The sequence below is a fragment of the Roseicitreum antarcticum genome, from assembly GCF_014681765.1.
Lineage (GTDB): Bacteria > Pseudomonadota > Alphaproteobacteria > Rhodobacterales > Rhodobacteraceae > Roseicitreum > Roseicitreum antarcticum.
Map to the genome: position 1 here is coordinate 3,251,043 of NZ_CP061498.1, position 15,383 is coordinate 3,266,425.

A 15,383-nucleotide genomic window follows, 5' to 3' on the forward strand; every position below is an offset into this window, starting at 1 on the left:
GGTGACAGAACAATGCCGGTCCTTTGCTAACTGAAATTCGATAAAGCAAGTTGCGCTGATACATTCAGTGGGAGTGGCATGGCGGAGAACCCGGTAGACTTCGTCAAGCACGTCTTGCTCTTCATTCATGTGATTGAAATTGTACCTATGGGGTAATCTTTGGAAAACGCATTATCCGAGGGACACACCCGGTGGCATATCCAATGCAAGCAGCATCTGGGAAAGTATGCGTTGGGTCGCTTTTGCAAAGCGTTACTGTGATTGCGGCCAGTCTGTATCAACGGGCAGATTGAACGGAACCGTGCTGCGGGCCTTTCAACACAACAGAGTTTTTTCTGTGGCGGTCGTTTTCCGGTCAGGGTGAGCTGAGTCCAGCGAGCGAACGAGCTTTGGAGCCCAGATGTAGCGCCAGCAGATTCCGGGACACAACGTCAGTTGAAACGTCGGTCAAAACCAGCGCAATCAGTTTGATGAATGGTGCCCGGGGGCGGATTTGAACCACCGACACGAGGATTTTCAATCCACTGCTCTACCCCTGAGCTACCCGGGCACGGGCGCGCATTTGCGCTGGGTGTCGGTGTCTTAGTCGAGGGGGGCAGGGCTGTCCAGAGGGATTTGCCTGAAAAATCCGGGTTCAGTGAAACTTGTCCCCGCCGTGGGTTCGCGCAGCACCGTCGGGCGCATCCGGGTCGTCTTGCTGGTCGCCGAATGGGTCCTCGAACGGATCGGAAGGGGGGCCGGGGATGCGGTAGTCTTCGCGCAGCCAGCGGGCCAGGTCGACATCGGCGCAGCGCCTTGAACAGAACGGTTTGTATTCCGGCGATGTTGGTTTTTTACAAATCGGGCAGGTCATTTCGGTTCCTTTCTGCGTTGCGCTTAGACACGTTGCGGGCGGTCTGCGCCTTGCATAGCCGCGAAATCGTTCATTTTCCTGTGCCAGATCCAACGCACCCGGGCTTTGTAGGGAAACCCGAGGCAGACAGAAGAAGTTGAGTTCTTGCCATTCCGGGCCGCAGATGTCGATCGGTGTCTGCGCGCCTAATCCCTGTGGCGCAACAGATCGGCAAGCGGCATCCGGTCGCGTTTGCGCTGAACCTCGAAATTGCCCAAAGGCGTCCATCCGGCCAGCGTGGTTTCCGAACTGTCGCGGCGGAAGGCGGCGCGCAGCGTCTGTTCCAGCACCTGCCGGTCTTTCTTCGAGGCCGGGGCGAAGTCGATCACCACCTGTCCGCCAAGGCCGCGCAGCCGCAACTCGCGGGGCAGGGCGCGGGCAGCGGCCAGGTTGGCCTTCAGCGCCGCGGCGGGGCTGGCGTCGCCGCCGGTGTTCACATCCACCGCGATCAAGGCGCGCGTTCCCTCGACCGCCATGACGGCACCGCCGGGCAGAGGCACATCGGGGGACAGCAGGGCATCGAGCGCTTCGGCCACGCCGTGGTCGGCCAGCGCGGTCGGGCTGTCGTCGACCTCATCGGGGTCGGGCACGGCCCAGTCGCGCCAGGCCATGACATGCGGGGTGGGTCCTTCGACCAGCAGTTCGGGCGGGCCGGTACGGTCGCCCAGCACCGCCTGCGCCAGATCGCACATCGCGGTGATGTCGTCGCGCAGCGCGGTATCTTCCACGCCTTCGGCCGCAGAACGCAGGATCAACCCGTGCGGGCTGTCGTGCATCGCGGCGCTGGCGATGGCGGTCAGGCGGGCCTGTTCGTCGGCCTCGCGGATCTGGCGCGACACGTTGAGCCCCGGCGCATCCGGCGTCACGATGGCGTAGCGCGATTTGAACAGCAGGCGCGTGGCAACCGGCACGGCCTTGCCTGCCTCGGACACGCCGGTGACCTGCACCAGCAGCGCATCGCCGGGGCGCAACCCCTTGGCTTGCTTCAAAAAGGCACGCTGGCCGTCGGGCAGGTCCAGAAACACGCCACCCATGCCCTTCATCTGGCGGCCCACACGGGCGCGGTAAATGGCCTCGGGCAGGCAGACAGTGTCGGGCAGGGCGATCAGAAGGTCCTCCAACTGGCCGTCGATGATGCGCGCGGCGATCTGCCGGTCGTGCAATATGCCCAAAGCGATGGTGATGCCGTTCATGGGGCCGCCTTTCCGTATCCTGCCGCAGCGAGCAAGCTGGCGGTTTCTGCCAGCGGCAGGCCAACAATCGCACTGTAAGAGCCTGAGATCCAAGGCACAAAGGCCGCCGCCGGCCCCTGGATGCCGTAGCCGCCCGCCTTGCCCTGCCAGTCATCGCTGTCGAGATAGCCGTTGAGTTCGACATCCGACAGGCGCTTGAACTTGACCGCGCTGGTCACGACGCGCTGCCACACCTTTTCGGCGTGCGCCACGGCGATGGCGGTGATGACGGTGTGCCGCCTGCCACCAAGGGCCAGCAGAAATTCTGCCGCCTGCGCCTTGTTTTCGGGTTTGCCCAGAATGCGGCGCCCCAGCGCCACGGTGGTGTCGGCGGTCAGCACAACCTCGGAGGGGTCGCGCGGCACGGCCGCCAGTTTCTCGCGCGCCATGCGGGCAACATACACCCGCGGAATTTCGGCGCGCATTGGCGTTTCATCAATATCCGCCGGGCGGATCGCGTCGGGGACGATGCCGATCTGCGCCAGCAGTTCCAGCCTGCGCGGGCTGGAAGAGCCCAGAATCAGGCGCATGCCGTCACTTGAAACGGTAATTGATCCGGCCCTTGGTCAGATCATAGGGGGTCATCTCGACCTGAACCCGGTCGCCCGCCAGGACGCGGATCCGGTTCTTGCGCATCTTGCCTGCCGTGTGTGCGATGATCTCATGGCCGTTTTCCAGCTCGACCCGAAACGTCGCATTTGGCAGGAGTTCCTTGACGACGCCGGGAAATTCGAGCAGTTCTTCCTTGGCCATAGTCGCTCCATATATACGTCGCCCGCTTGGTGCGGGCGCGTCAGGATATGCGCGTAACTTGCAGGGTTTTCAAGCGAATTATCCGGTTTTTATTGTGCGGACCGGGGTTGAGAGGCGAATTTCCTGCTCGCTCCAGTGGGTTACGTTGAGAACGCCGCCCTGTTGGCGGGTCTGGCCGATCAGGTCGAGGGACACATCCGCGCAGGTCCAGCCGGGGGTGTTGAGCGCCGATTGCGCCAGGATGCCGGTGTCGGGCCAGCCGATATCGGGGGGGCCGTAGATGGCGGCGGCGCCGATGTTGTGGTCCACAGCCGGGCACCACAGTGCATCGCCGACTGTGGGGGCCTGCACGGTGACGCATTGCCCTTCCAGCGCGCGGGCCATGGCGCCGACCCGCACACGGGAATAGCCCGCCATGCTGTCGGTGCAACTGGGCACCAGCAAGATCTCGGCGCCCGCCGCCACCATCGCACGGGCCAGCAGGGGAAATTCGCTGTCATAACAGATCAGTATGCCAATGCGGCCCAGGGGCGTGTCGAAGACCGAGAGACCCGGCCCGGGGGCGATATGCCATTCCTCGCGCTCGAACCTGGTCATGATCTGTTTGTCTTGATGGCCGATCACCCCCCCGGGGCCGTAGAATGTGGCGCGGTTGACCGGGCGGGCGGTGCCGGTGAAGGCCGGGCCGCTGGCCCCTAGAATATGCAGGCTGTGCCGCGCGGCGAGGGTGCAATGCAGGGCGCGCACGGCATCGGCATGGCGCGCGACCTCATGCAGCGCGGCCTCGATATCTTGCGCGACGGCGGGGCCGCCGAGAGCGGCAAGTTCCATCGCGCCGTATTCGGGGAAGACCAGCAATTGCGCGGCGTCTGACGCGGCAGCTTCCACCCAGCGGGTGATTTTGGCGGCGTAGGCGCTGAAATCAGGCAAAGCATCCAGCGGATAAGCGGCGGCGGCGATCTTCATAGTGGCTTGATCCAGAATTGCAGGGGCTTCGCACTTTGTGCGCTGTGCCCGATGTCGGTCCAATGGAAATGGGCCACGACGCCGGGCAGGGGGGCATAGCCTCGCTTGCGCCAGAACGGGTCGAGCGGGCGGTAGCCGGTGGGCCGCATCGGGTGGTCGACCGGGCGCTGAACGGCACAAAATGCAACATATTTTGCACCAAGTTGGGCCGCAAAACCCTCTCGAATGTCAAAAAAGCGATGTCCGGCACCTTTTCCGCGATGGGGGGGCAACAGGACGGATTCCGCGCAATAAAAGATGTCGGACAGGGCATGGCCGCTGCCTGCGAAGGCGCTGGCGAATTCGTCGGCATGGTCTTGCATCGGCATGCCGGTGGCGGCGCCGACCAGCGTGTCGCCGTCAAACGCGCCAGCCAGCACGGCACGGGGATTGTCCTGATAGACCTGAAGGTAGCGCTGCTCATAGCTCAGCGTGCCATCATAGAGATAGGGCCAGTCGCGAAACACCTCGATGCGCAGTTGCGCCACGCGGTCGAGCGCGCCAGCCAGCGCCCCGCCGGTCAATTGCCGCACATCCAGCGTCATGCCGACACCTGTGCCACCCAGTCGGTCAGGTTATAATAGGTGGTGATGCGGGTGATCTTGCCATCCTCCAGCGTGAAGAACGACCCGGCGGGCAGGGTGTAGCGCTGGCCGCGTGCTGCGGGCAGGCCGGGGTCGGTTTGCAGGTATTCACCATGCACCACGAATTCCGCTGCCGCGCGCGTGCTGTCGTCGGATGCGAAAATCACGATGTCGCGCAGGGATTCGCGGTAGCTCACGCCCATGTGGCTGCAAAACTCCTGAAAGGCAGCGCGCCCGCGCCGCACCGCGCCCTGATTGACATGGTGTTCCACGTCGTCGCTGACCAGCGCCAGCATGCCGTTGGGGTCGCCTGCGTTGAAGGCCGCGAAATAGGTGGCGATCAGGTCTTTGGTCATGGGCTATTCCTGTGTCGGGGGGCCGAAACGGGCCAGCATCCGTTCATGGATCTGGCTGCGGGTCTGACGATAGGCGTCGAGCTTTGCCGCGCGCCCGTCGCCCAGCCCGGTGGGGTCCATGATCGGCCAGTATTCCACGTCGATATGGGCATAGCGCGTCAGTTCCTGCGCGCGGCGCTGGCTGGCGGGGGAGAGGGCGATGATGAGGTCAAAGCCGGTCAGATCATCGCCCCATTCCACCATTTCGTCGAAACTGCGGGTGCGATGGCGCTCCAGCTCTACGCCCTGTTCGGCGCTGACCGCGATGGCAAAGCCGTCCACCTCCAGATCGCCCTTCACGCCTGCGGATTGTACATAGGCACGCTGGCCGTAGAGCTTTTTCATCAACCCCTCGGCCATGGGCGACCGGACCGAGTTGTGGTCGCAGCAAAACAACACCGATGATGGAAAAGTGTCAGCCACGTCACGCCCCGAAATGCAGGACGCAAATCAGGGTGAACAGTCGGCGCGCGGTGTCTATGTCAATTTCCGCTTTGCCATCAAGGCGTTCTTGAAGGATCCTCGCACCTTCGTTGTGGATGCCGCGCCGGGCCATGTCGATGGTTTCAATCTGGCTTGGGGGCAGTTTTTTGACAGCGTCAAAGTAGCTGTCGCAAATCTGATAATAGTCTTTGACCACTTGCCGGAACGGCCCCAGGGACAGGTGAAACTCGGCCGCGATGTCGCCGCTTTCCAGGCAGATCTCCATCACCAGCCGCCGTTCGCGGATCGCCAGGCTGAGGCTATAGGGCCCCGTCAGGGCGGCGCGGTCGTCGCGGTCAGGGAGGGTGAAGCTGTTGTCTTCCAGAAGGTCGAACACCGCAACCTGACGTTCCTGTTCCATCTGCGGGGTCGGCGTGGGCAGGCCGCTATCGTCGATGTCGATCTTGCTGATACGGTTGGGGCTGGCCACCATCACTCACTCCCCCGCATTGAGGCGGTCAAGCCTGGCGCGCAGGCTGAGGCCATGCGCTTGCAGGCTTTCCGAGATCGCGAGGCGCTCGGCGGCGGGTCCGATGGCGCGCAGGGCGCCGGGGGTCATCCGTGCGATGGTGGTGCGTTTGATGAAATCCATCACTGACAGCCCGCTGGAAAACCGGGCCGAGCGTGCGGTGGGCAGCACATGGTTCGGCCCGCCGATATAGTCGCCGATCGCCTCGGGCGTCCATTGGCCCAGAAAGACTGCGCCCGCATGGGTGATCTGGTGCAGCAGCGCCTCTGGATCGGCCACGCACAGCTCCAGGTGTTCGGGGGCGATGCGGTTCGACAGGGCGGCGGCCTGCGCCAGATCATCGACCACGATCACCGCGCCATAGTCGCGCCAGCTGGCCCCGGCGATGGCGCGCCGTTCCAGCGTGGTCAGGCGCGCGGCGACAGCCTCGGCCACTTTCTGACCGAAGGGCGCGCTGGTGGTAATCAGGATCGACTGCGCGCTTTCGTCATGTTCGGCCTGCGACAGCAGGTCGAGCGCGATCCAGTCGGGGTCGTTATCGGCATCGGCAATCACCAGAATTTCGGACGGTCCCGCGATCATGTCGATGCCGACACGGCCAAAGACCCGGCGTTTGGCGGCGGCGACATAGGCATTGCCGGGGCCGGTGATCTTGTCGACCGGGGTGATGGTTTCGGTCCCGTAGGCCATGGCGGCAATCGCCTGCGCGCCGCCGATGCGGTAAATCGTGTCCACGCCTGCGATCTGTGCGGCCAGCAGAACCAGCGGGTTTGAAACGCCGTGCGGCGTGGGCGCGCAGATGACCAGCCGCGCGACGCCCGCGACCTGCGCGGGAATGGCGTTCATCAAGACCGAGGACGGATAACTTGCCTGCCCGCCCGGCACATAAAGCCCCGCCGCCGATACCGGCCCCCAGCGCCAGCCGAGGCTGGCGCCCGCGTCATCGGTCCAGCGCTGATCGTCGGGCATCTGGCGGCTGTGATAGGCGCGGATGCGGTCAGCGGCCAGGTGCAACGCGGCGCGGTCGGCATCGCTGACCCTGGCGCATTCGGCGGCGATCTCGGCGGGGGTGAAGGCCAGCGTTTCGGGCGTCAGGTCCAGTTTGTCGAATTTCGAGGTGAGGTCGATCACCGCCGCGTCGCCACGGGTGCGCACATCCTGGATGATCGCGGCCACGGTGTCATCGACATCGACGGCGTCTTCACGCTTGGCCGACAGGAGGGCTGCGAATTGCGTGTCGAAGCCGGGCTCATTGGCGTTGAGGAAAACGGGCATCAGGGTTCCTTATGGCTGGGCGCTTTGCCTGCCGGGGCCAGATAGGGCCGGGTGACATCGGTCAAGGTGACGTCGAGACATTCGACATCCAACGCCACCGCGCCATTGCCCGCGAAGGTCAGCAGCACGCGGCCCGTGCCGTCATCGCCCGCCGTGAAGCCGACGGACAGCAGCGACAACACCGTGTCCCGGTCGCCGGGCGTGATGCCGTCGGTCGCCGCCGACAACACGTCCGAGACGGTGAGCACGGCCTGCACCCGCTCAAACCCACCCTGGCGGGTGGCGCGGGCGTGTTCTTCCCAGCGAAAGCGGTTGAGCAAGAGGGCAAAGCGGCGCTGCTTGCGGTCGAACTGCATCTGATGTCCCGGCAGGACCGCATCCTGACAGAGCGCCGAAACTACCGCGAGGTCATCGGCGTCCAGCGCCTGAAGGCGCAGCGGGCGTTCCGCCCCATCCTCAAACCTTGCGTCGTCGTTGTTCATGGCGTCCTGATCCGTTCGATTTTTGCGCCGCATGCGCCCAGCTTCTGTTCAACATGCTCATACCCGCGGTCCAGATGATAGACCCGGCTGACAACGGTTTCCCCTTCGGCCGCCAGCCCCGCCAGGATCAGCGACACGCTGGCGCGCAGGTCGGTGGCCATCACGGGGGCGCCCTTCAGGCGGTCCACGCCGGTGACGGTGGCGTTGCCGCCCTGCACGTCAATCCTGGCGCCCATGCGCAGCAGCTCGGGGGCATGCATGAAGCGGTTTTCGAATATCCGTTCCTCCAGCACGCTGGTGCCGTCGGCGGTGCACATCAGCGCCATGAATTGGGCCTGAAGGTCGGTGGGAAAGCCGGGGAAGGGCGCGGTGGTCACATTGGTGGCGCGCACGCGGTCGCCGGTGCGGGTGACGCGCAGGCCGCGCGCTGTTTCTTCGACCTCAACGCCAGATTCCTGCAATTTCTCGACGAAGGCCGCCACCAGGTCCAGTTGCCCGCCCAGACATTCGACCGACCCGCCCGCAATGGCCGGGGCCAACATGTAGGTGCCCAGTTCGATCCGGTCGGCCACCACGCGGTGCGTGGCCCCGCCCAGGCTGTCGACGCCCTGAATGGTCAGCGTGCCGGTGCCTTCGCCTTCGATCTGTGCGCCCATGGCCCGCAGGCAGCGCGCAAGGTCGACGATCTCTGGTTCGCGGGCGGCATTTTCCAGCACGGTGGTGCCCTTGGCCAGAGTCGCGGCCATCAGCGCGTTTTCGGTCGCGCCGACCGACACCAGCGGGAAGCGGTAGGTCGCGCCCTTCAGCCCGCCCGGCGCCTTGGCATGCACATAACCGTCGCGCAGGTCCAGCACCGCGCCCATCGCCTCTAACGCGCGCAGGTGCAGGTCCACGGGGCGCGCGCCGATGGCACACCCCCCCGGCAGCGATACCACCGCGTGGCCGTCGCGCGCCAGCATTGGCCCCAGCACCAGGATCGAGGCGCGCATCTTGCGCACGATCTCATAATCCGCAGTGTGGTTGTGAATATCGTGGCTGGACAGCACCAGAACCTTGCCGTCGTGCAACGGCGAGACTTCGGTGCCGAGCGAGCCCAGGAGTGCCGACATGGTGCGGATGTCCGACAGCCGCGGCGCATTGGTCAGCGTCAGCGGGTCATGTGACAACAAGGTTGCGGGCATCAGCGTCAGACAGGCGTTTTTCGCGCCCGCGATGGGGATCTCGCCGTTGAGTGCTGCACCGCCGGTGATGACTATCGAATCCATATGCCTGCCCTATTCATCTGCTCTGGTGTCCGCGGCGCCCTTGGCCCGCGCGGCGGCCTGCGCCTTTCGGCGCGCTATATTGGCTTTCATGGCCGCTTTGAGCCGGGTTTCCCGGGCTGTGGCGGCGCTGGAGCCAGATTTCATGTCTGTCTGCTTCTTGCTCATGCGGTCCTACCTAACGCAAGCTGAAAAAAGGGTCCAGATTGCCCTTGCATGGACCGTAACGTTGGTCTATTCCGCCGCCCAGACAAGATGCTGTGGTAGCTCAGTGGTAGAGCACACCCTTGGTAAGGGTGAGGTCGAGAGTTCAATCCTCTCTCACAGCACCATCTTATCCCATTGAACATAAAGAGAACCCCTGCGCATAAGGGCTTGGCGTCATTTCCTGTTCCAGAACGGGGTTCGAAAATGGCTGCGTGACGGCGTCATTGAAAAGAGAAGAATGGTAGCTTCGGGGCACGTATGGCGATCCCTGTAACACTGCGATCTTACTTTGGCGGCAAAACACAACTTGCTGAAGCGCTCGGGGAGGGATCGCCGTCTGGTTGATCGGAACCGCCCGGCGGCTGTTGCTCGCTATAGGATCAGATCGAAAAAGCGCGGAACATGCAACAATGTGTGCCGATGATTGGGAAGTTTGACGCCCTGAAAAGGCCGATATCTGCCATCGACATCAAAAATGCCATTTGGCAGCATCATTCATCGCTGCTTGCTCGACGTTAACGCGCTCAAAGCGGCGTCGTCGATGCTGTGGGAGGAAATTTCTGCATCACGACATGTAAAAGAAAGTCTTTGGAAAAAGGCCTTTCACGTCTGATCTCGCTTCATCAAATTCCTCATAGTCATCGGCCAAATCCAATATGCTGTCGGTGAGTGCAATTGCAATTCCATCGCCGATTTCATCTATCTTCGCGCTCAGAGTTCGCTCCAGAATAGGTTTCGGCACATTCACACAGGGTCGTCCTGAAAAGTTGACCACCCGAGTTTTGGCAGGGGAATCGCAGTTGGATTGCAGGCTCTGCGCTAACGCTCTTGCGGCCGGGCGCTTGATGGATTGTGCGTGGGAGATTCACCCTACGGAGTTCGTCGCCACCATGCATATCTTCCTCTCTGCCTTCGAGGACATCCCTGATCGCCGCCCTTCTGTTCAGGAGAGTAGCCTCCCAGCCATGATTGTGCTATCAAAGACTGATGCCAGAAAACCTCCACGACCTGCTTGAACGAGATGATCCTGTCGCCCTTCGCCGGATCGAGAGAGCTCTTTCTTCCGGCGACATCCGCAACGAGGCTGTCGATACGGTCCTCAGCGCATTGATATGGCGACGTTGTACGACAGGCAAAAACGGGGTTTTGGGAGCCGTCCTGAACCATGAGTGCGCTTCACGCGTAAGCGTATTGGCCGAGCATCTCGACCGAGTTGGCGCATCAGACGCCGCACAGGCCATGCGGGATCTGCGTGAACAGATCCCCCTTGAGGATGAGCAAATCCAGTTTGGCCTGATTGACTGGGTTGACGCCAATCCGGATATTACCAGACACGCCGGAACATTGGCTGACGGTGTCGACGATTTGGCGCCAAAGATCTGGAGCTACATGCAGGAGTGCCAGGCCGAATTGCCGGATCCCAGAATACCCGACAAGAGGCAGGGGCTGTTCGCCCGGCTGTTCAGTGGGTGAGCATCCAACGCAGCGCGATTGCGCGGCGGACAGCGAGCGCCCGTTGGTTGATGAACTGTGTTGCTGAAAGCGAGACCAGAATTGCGTTCTGATCCTTTCTGAACGCGCCCAGGTCAGCAAATCCTGCGTGTCCTTGGCAATGTCTGTCATGGGGCGCGGTATGATCGCCCCATGCTTTTAGGTTTTGTGGCTCGGCTCAGGTAAGCTTGCGCGTGTAGAGCACAGCCATGCTGTCATGCAGCGAGATCGGGCCGCCGAGATAGTCCGAACCAATCGTCGGTGTGCGCAGCGCGACCTGCCACCCGCCGCCTTCAAGCCCCGGAATGGGCAGCGTGGTCGGGTCGATTTCATCGAGCGGCTTGCCCTCGAGATGGGCAATGGCAAACACCTGTTCGCCGTCTGGTCCGTGTCTCAGGGAACGGAAAGCCACCGTTCCCTTGATCGGAGTCGCGTAGTCAAAGACGTCCTGCGGGCCATAATTGTTGCGCAGCCAGGGACGTGCAGCCCGGAATTCGCGTAGATTGAGCATGTAGTCGGTATGCGCGTCACCGAGCCTGTCCAGGTAATTGGATACGTTGCAGTAGTCGTGCATATCGTCCATCCACGCCCGCGCCACACTCTTGAGCAACGCGGAATCGTAGGGGGTCGGACCTTCGAGCGGTGGATCGACGTCGTTCAGCAACGTCGACATCACGTCGAGGTCGTAATCCGATGCCTCCACCAGCGCCGGGAGAACCACGAAGAACCGTTTGAGCCCCTCGCGATCATCAAAGCCGAGCGCCTTCAACCGACGGAAATTACCCGGTTCGGAATACGTATAGGCATCCACCTGCCAATTCAGGGACACGGCCTCTTCTGCGACGATCTTGACGCCGTATTTGTCGTCCTGGTTGCGGATGAACCCCCAGGATGCGCGCGCCATGGCGTTCAAGAAGTCCATCGGCACGCCGGGAAATGCCGCGTACGTCAGCATCTGTACCGCAGGATGGTCATAGGCCTTGTCCAGGATCTCCATCTTTGTGTCGCCAAGACGGGTGTTGACGTTCAGCTTTGGGTTGATCTGCGTGCCCCGGCGCAGCGTGTCGTGGTTGGCACAGCCCGAGATCCAGTTGGAGCCGTTGCGCAAGATCTCCTGAATGCGCCAGAACTTGGTAAGCCAGAACGTGTAGAGAAACGGTGTGTTGTGGGCAAAGGTCAACGGACCCCACTGGAATACGTCCTCGTCGCGCTGGTTCTCGATGACAGCGCGATAATCCGAGCTGAGTTCCCAATCTTCGTCGGGCCAGGGGCGGCCGTCTTCGAAGATGAACCAGGGGCGATACTTGCGCCCCGCGACGTCTTGCACGATGTCAGCCATCTCTTGCAGATAGTCGTCGTCGTGGCGCAGTACTTGCGCGTCTGCATCCCACCACTTGAAGTCCTGCGCGCCGTCCACCCGAACGCCATCCGCGCCGTAGTTGACCTTGCGCCGCTGCATTTCCAGCATGATCGCGCGTACCACCGGATTGCGGTAGTTCATGTTCTGCCCATACATGTTGGGACCGGCGAAATAGTGATGGCTCAATGCGCGCAGGCCTTGATTGTCGCTGTGGCCATAGACGACATCGAAGATCAGCTTTTTCGGCCTTTCCGGGAAATTGTGCAGCGCGGCAACGAGGTCCAAGAGTTCGTCTGGGCGGTCGGACTCCAGCAAGGAGGGGTTGATCGCGGCCATGCCGCTGATAACCACGTCATAGCCCCAGTTGGTGGTGTCCGGGCGACGGATGTCGACGACAAGCCGATCATCGGTGCTCTCTGTCTCTGTCCAGAATTCCGGGCCGGCTTCGTAGACCGTCGTGGGTTCGACCGGGAGAAGCTGCACAGCATCGTAGCCAAGGAAGATCCGGTCGGCCGGCTCAAGTTCTGCCCCCTGACGCACCCGTTCGGCCAGCGTGTTGTAGTGCCGCGTCAATCCCGCGATGCTCATGCTCGCTGTGGCTGTTGGGACGTGAATCTGCAGGATGCTGCTCACAGGGCCAAACTTGTGCGTTTCTCCTTCCGGAAGGTTTGCGTAATAGGCCTTGTCGGTCCGTGCCGCCTGCATCGCTTCAACATCGTAAAACTCTGCCGGTGCAAAGGGGCCGAAGGGCAGCGAAGCCGACAACGGGTCGAAGATGCGGCTCCAGTTATTTTCGCTGTCGCGCCAGACCAGTGAGTAGAAGCTGCCGATGCTGTCGCGGGTGCCCGCGCGCATCCCGTCGATCGCCGCCATACACCAGGCGTCGATCCGCGCAACAGGGACGAGCGTGCGGCGAAAGCTAAGTTCCTGCCGCGAGCGCAGGAGGTTTACGTCGCCTTCCAGATCGAGCACCTCGATAAAGATGTCGCCCTCGGATACCCTGTGTTCCTGCAATTCTGGTGCCCAGAATATCACCTCGCAGACATCGCCGCGCCGGTGGGCCCCTATCCGCTCTGCCATGATCCGGGATGTCTCGAACGCGGGCTGACCACTTTGTTGTGTTTTCAGCGCCCAGTCCAAGAGACTTTCGGTCGCGGTGACGTTTTGGGCTATCGTGTTCATGTCCGCCGTTGCATCCATCATGCAGCCTCCAGGGTCAGGTATGTGCCGCTGAGCGGCGGCAAAGTGAGAGAAACAGAGTGTGCGTGGCCGTGGCTTGGCTGAGGTGCCGAAGTCACGCCGCCAAGATTGCCACGACCCCCGCCCGAATAAACCTCTGCATCGGTGTTCAGGATTTCACGCCAGAACCCCGGCTGCGGCACGCCCAGACGCCAGTCGGTATGGGCAACGCCCGAGAAGTTGAACACGGCAAGAACCGGGGCTGCACCGTCTTCGCCATGCCGGATCCAGGCGTAGACGCTGGCAGCTTCTGCGGCGCCGTCGATCCATTCGAAACCGTCCGCACGGCAATCGCGGGCGTGTAGCGCAGGCCACCCGCGATAGACGCTGTTGAGGTCGCGCACGAGGCGGCTCAGCCCGGCATGCGCTGGATCTTGCAGGGCGCGCCAGTCGAGTTCGGCGTCGGCGTTCCATTCCGTGCGCTGGCCGAATTCCTGTCCCATGAACAAGAGCTTCTTGCCGGGGTGGGCCCACATGAACGCATAATAGGCGCGAAGGTTTGCCATCTTCGCATCGGCATCGCCCGGCATTTTGCCAAACATGGAGCCTTTGCCATGAACGACTTCATCGTGGCTGAGCGAGAGGATGAAATTCTCGCTGAAGGCGTAATTCAGCCCAAAGCTCATCTTGCTGTGATGGTGTGCCCGGTGCGCTGGATCTTGCGCCATGTATTCGAGCGTGTCGTGCATCCAGCCCATGTTCCACTTGAACCCGAACCCGAGGCCGCCGTCATGAACGGCGCGCGATACGCCGGGCCACGCGGTGGATTCCTCGGCGATGACCATCGCGCTGGGGTCATCGCCGTAGACCGTCGAATTGAGGCGGCGCAGGAAATCGATGGATTCCAGATTTTCGCGTCCGCCATGTCGGTTTGGGATCCACTCGCCATCTTTCCGACTGTAGTCGCGGTAGAGCATGGAGGCCACGGCATCGACCCTGAGCCCATCGATGTGATGCTCGCGCGTCCAGTAGAGGGCATTGGCAATCAGGAAATTGCTTACCTCCTGTCGGCCGAAATTGTAGATCAGTGTGTTCCAGTCCGGATGAAAGCCCTCGCGCGGATCCTCATGCTCATAAAGCGCGGTGCCGTCGAATTCGGCCAGTCCATGGGTATCGGTCGGAAAATGCGCGGGCACCCAGTCGAGGATCAGGCCCAATCCTGCCGCGTGGCATGCATCAACGAAAGCCCTGAAGTCATCGAGCTGGCCAAAGCGGCTTGTCGGGGCGTAGAGACCGACCGGCTGGTAGCCCCATGACCCATCAAATGGATGCTCGGACACGGGCAGACATTCGATATGGGTAAACCCAAGATCCTTGACATAAGGCACAAGCGTTTCGGCCAGTTCGCGATAGCTTAGCCAGGTCCCGTCCGCATTTTTTCGCCAGCTTCCCAGATGGGCCTCATAGATCGAAATCGGCGCATCCGTGCGCTGAAATGCGCCACGATCGCGCATCCAGTCCCCATCGCGCCATTTGTAGTCATCCAGCGTCTGGACGATGGAGCAATTGTCGGGGCGCAGATCACCCTGAAAACCGACCGGATCGCTTTTGGGGGTGGGTAATCCACCGGCCATGCCAAGGACTTCGTATTTATAGCGCGCCCCAGTGCCCAGTTCGGGGATGAACAATTCCCAGACCCCGGTTGCGCCGCGCCGACGCATGGGATGCTTGCGCCCATCCCAATCATTGAAATCTCCGATCACGGAGACGCGCCGGGCCGCAGGCGCCCAGACGGCAAAGGTCACGCCGTCCACACCCTCATGGGTCATGGGGTGGGCGCCGAGCGTGCGCCAAAGGCGCATATGTGCGCCTTCCGAGATCAAATGTTCGTCCATCGACCCCAAAACGGGGCCGAATTGATACGGATCGGTAAATCGCCATTCAGCAGTATCGTTGCGCGCGATCACGCTGTAGCGCGCAGGCCTTTCGGTGACGATCCTGCCAAACGCGCCTTCATCATGCAGTTTCGTCAATTGCTGGCGCGTGCCGCTATCGTCTTCAATTGCCACCGATGTTGCACCCGGGGCAAAGACCCGTATGGACAACGCCCCATCGCAGGGGTGGACGCCCAGAATGGAAAATGGGTCTCCATGATTGCCAGTGACAAGTGCCTCCAGGGCCGCTGAATCTGTCTCGGGTGCAAACGGCGGGTCCGTTGGCACCGCCGTCTTGGCTTGCGGGCGTCTCATGGCGTCTCCGTAGTTTTCCAGGCTTGCGCGCGTGGCACAAACGGGTTGGCTGCCAAAAAAACATA

17 protein-coding genes and 2 tRNA genes are annotated in these 15,383 nt (G+C 62.1%); 2 read left to right on the forward strand and 17 right to left on the reverse strand.

Annotated elements, in window-relative coordinates; genetic code table 11:
• Positions 1 to 475 precede the first annotated feature (475 nt).
• The 14 genes from H9529_RS15480 to H9529_RS15545 all read right to left on the reverse strand — a co-directional run bounded on the left by H9529_RS15480 (position 476) and on the right by H9529_RS15545 (position 9,000).
• Positions 476 to 550, reverse strand: a tRNA-Phe gene (locus tag H9529_RS15480).
• A gap of 84 nt (positions 551 to 634) precedes the next feature.
• A complete protein-coding gene (locus H9529_RS15485) occupies positions 635 to 853 on the reverse strand; it encodes a DNA gyrase inhibitor YacG (protein ID WP_092886692.1) in 219 nt (72 codons plus the stop codon).
• Positions 854 to 1,038: 185 nt separating this feature from the next.
• Complete coding sequence (locus tag H9529_RS15490) at positions 1,039 to 2,085, reverse strand: ribonuclease E/G (protein ID WP_092886694.1); 1,047 nt, start codon at positions 2,083 to 2,085, stop codon at positions 1,039 to 1,041.
• Entirely contained in the window at positions 2,082 to 2,654 is a 573-nt protein-coding gene (locus H9529_RS15495) for a Maf family protein (RefSeq protein ID WP_092886696.1), read from the reverse strand. Before H9529_RS15495 ends, H9529_RS15490 begins: the two co-directional genes overlap by 4 nt.
• A gap of 4 nt (positions 2,655 to 2,658) precedes the next feature.
• The gene (gene infA / locus H9529_RS15500) at positions 2,659 to 2,877 is read right to left on the reverse strand and encodes a translation initiation factor IF-1 (protein ID WP_021097168.1); all 219 of its coding nucleotides are present in this window, start codon (positions 2,875 to 2,877) and stop codon (positions 2,659 to 2,661) included.
• A 78-nt stretch (positions 2,878 to 2,955) separates the two neighbouring features.
• Entirely contained in the window at positions 2,956 to 3,843 is an 888-nt protein-coding gene (locus tag H9529_RS15505; RefSeq protein ID WP_092886698.1) for a carbon-nitrogen hydrolase family protein, read from the reverse strand.
• On the reverse strand, positions 3,840 to 4,427 hold the full coding sequence (locus H9529_RS15510) for a GNAT family N-acetyltransferase (RefSeq protein WP_092886700.1): 588 nt from the start codon (positions 4,425 to 4,427) through the stop codon (positions 3,840 to 3,842). The genes H9529_RS15505 and H9529_RS15510 overlap by 4 nt, the downstream gene beginning before the upstream one ends.
• Entirely contained in the window at positions 4,424 to 4,822 is a 399-nt protein-coding gene (locus tag H9529_RS15515) for a ketosteroid isomerase-related protein (protein WP_092886702.1), read from the reverse strand. Before H9529_RS15515 ends, H9529_RS15510 begins: the two co-directional genes overlap by 4 nt.
• A gap of 3 nt (positions 4,823 to 4,825) precedes the next feature.
• On the reverse strand, positions 4,826 to 5,284 hold the full coding sequence (locus H9529_RS15520) for an arsenate-mycothiol transferase ArsC (RefSeq protein WP_092886704.1): 459 nt from the start codon (positions 5,282 to 5,284) through the stop codon (positions 4,826 to 4,828).
• 1 nt (position 5,285) lies between these two features.
• Positions 5,286 to 5,777, reverse strand: a complete 492-nt coding sequence (locus tag H9529_RS15525; protein WP_092886706.1) for a UPF0262 family protein — start codon at positions 5,775 to 5,777, stop codon at positions 5,286 to 5,288.
• A gap of 3 nt (positions 5,778 to 5,780) precedes the next feature.
• Positions 5,781 to 7,088: a histidinol dehydrogenase gene (gene hisD / locus H9529_RS15530; protein WP_092886708.1), complete on the reverse strand. Its 1,308-nt coding sequence runs from the start codon at positions 7,086 to 7,088 to the stop codon at positions 5,781 to 5,783.
• Positions 7,088 to 7,570: a DUF2948 family protein gene (locus H9529_RS15535; protein ID WP_092886710.1), complete on the reverse strand. Its 483-nt coding sequence runs from the start codon at positions 7,568 to 7,570 to the stop codon at positions 7,088 to 7,090. The genes hisD and H9529_RS15535 overlap by 1 nt, the downstream gene beginning before the upstream one ends.
• Positions 7,567 to 8,835: a UDP-N-acetylglucosamine 1-carboxyvinyltransferase gene (gene murA / locus H9529_RS15540; protein ID WP_092886712.1), complete on the reverse strand. Its 1,269-nt coding sequence runs from the start codon at positions 8,833 to 8,835 to the stop codon at positions 7,567 to 7,569. Before murA ends, H9529_RS15535 begins: the two co-directional genes overlap by 4 nt.
• A gap of 9 nt (positions 8,836 to 8,844) precedes the next feature.
• Positions 8,845 to 9,000 (reverse strand): hypothetical protein, encoded by a 156-nt coding sequence (locus H9529_RS15545; protein WP_176846953.1) that lies wholly within the window; start codon positions 8,998 to 9,000, stop codon positions 8,845 to 8,847.
• Positions 9,001 to 9,089: 89 nt separating this feature from the next.
• Between H9529_RS15545 and H9529_RS15550 the strand changes: the two genes are divergently transcribed.
• A tRNA-Thr gene (locus tag H9529_RS15550) sits at positions 9,090 to 9,164 on the forward strand.
• Between the two features lie 440 nt (positions 9,165 to 9,604).
• Here the strand turns inward: H9529_RS15550 and H9529_RS15555 are convergent.
• Positions 9,605 to 9,787 carry a hypothetical protein gene (locus H9529_RS15555; RefSeq protein ID WP_092886715.1) on the reverse strand — a complete coding sequence of 61 codons (183 nt, stop codon included), beginning with the start codon at positions 9,785 to 9,787 and terminating at the stop codon, positions 9,605 to 9,607.
• Between the two features lie 239 nt (positions 9,788 to 10,026).
• Between H9529_RS15555 and H9529_RS15560 the strand changes: the two genes are divergently transcribed.
• Positions 10,027 to 10,512: a hypothetical protein gene (locus tag H9529_RS15560; RefSeq protein WP_092886717.1), complete on the forward strand. Its 486-nt coding sequence runs from the start codon at positions 10,027 to 10,029 to the stop codon at positions 10,510 to 10,512.
• A 196-nt stretch (positions 10,513 to 10,708) separates the two neighbouring features.
• Here the strand turns inward: H9529_RS15560 and gghA are convergent, their stop codons facing one another.
• A complete protein-coding gene (gene gghA / locus H9529_RS15565; RefSeq protein ID WP_223814206.1) occupies positions 10,709 to 13,093 on the reverse strand; it encodes a glucosylglycerol hydrolase in 2,385 nt (794 codons plus the stop codon).
• Positions 13,090 to 15,318, reverse strand: a complete 2,229-nt coding sequence (gene glgB / locus H9529_RS15570) for a 1,4-alpha-glucan branching protein GlgB (protein ID WP_092886719.1) — start codon at positions 15,316 to 15,318, stop codon at positions 13,090 to 13,092. Before glgB ends, gghA begins: the two co-directional genes overlap by 4 nt.
• Positions 15,319 to 15,383 lie beyond the last annotated feature (65 nt).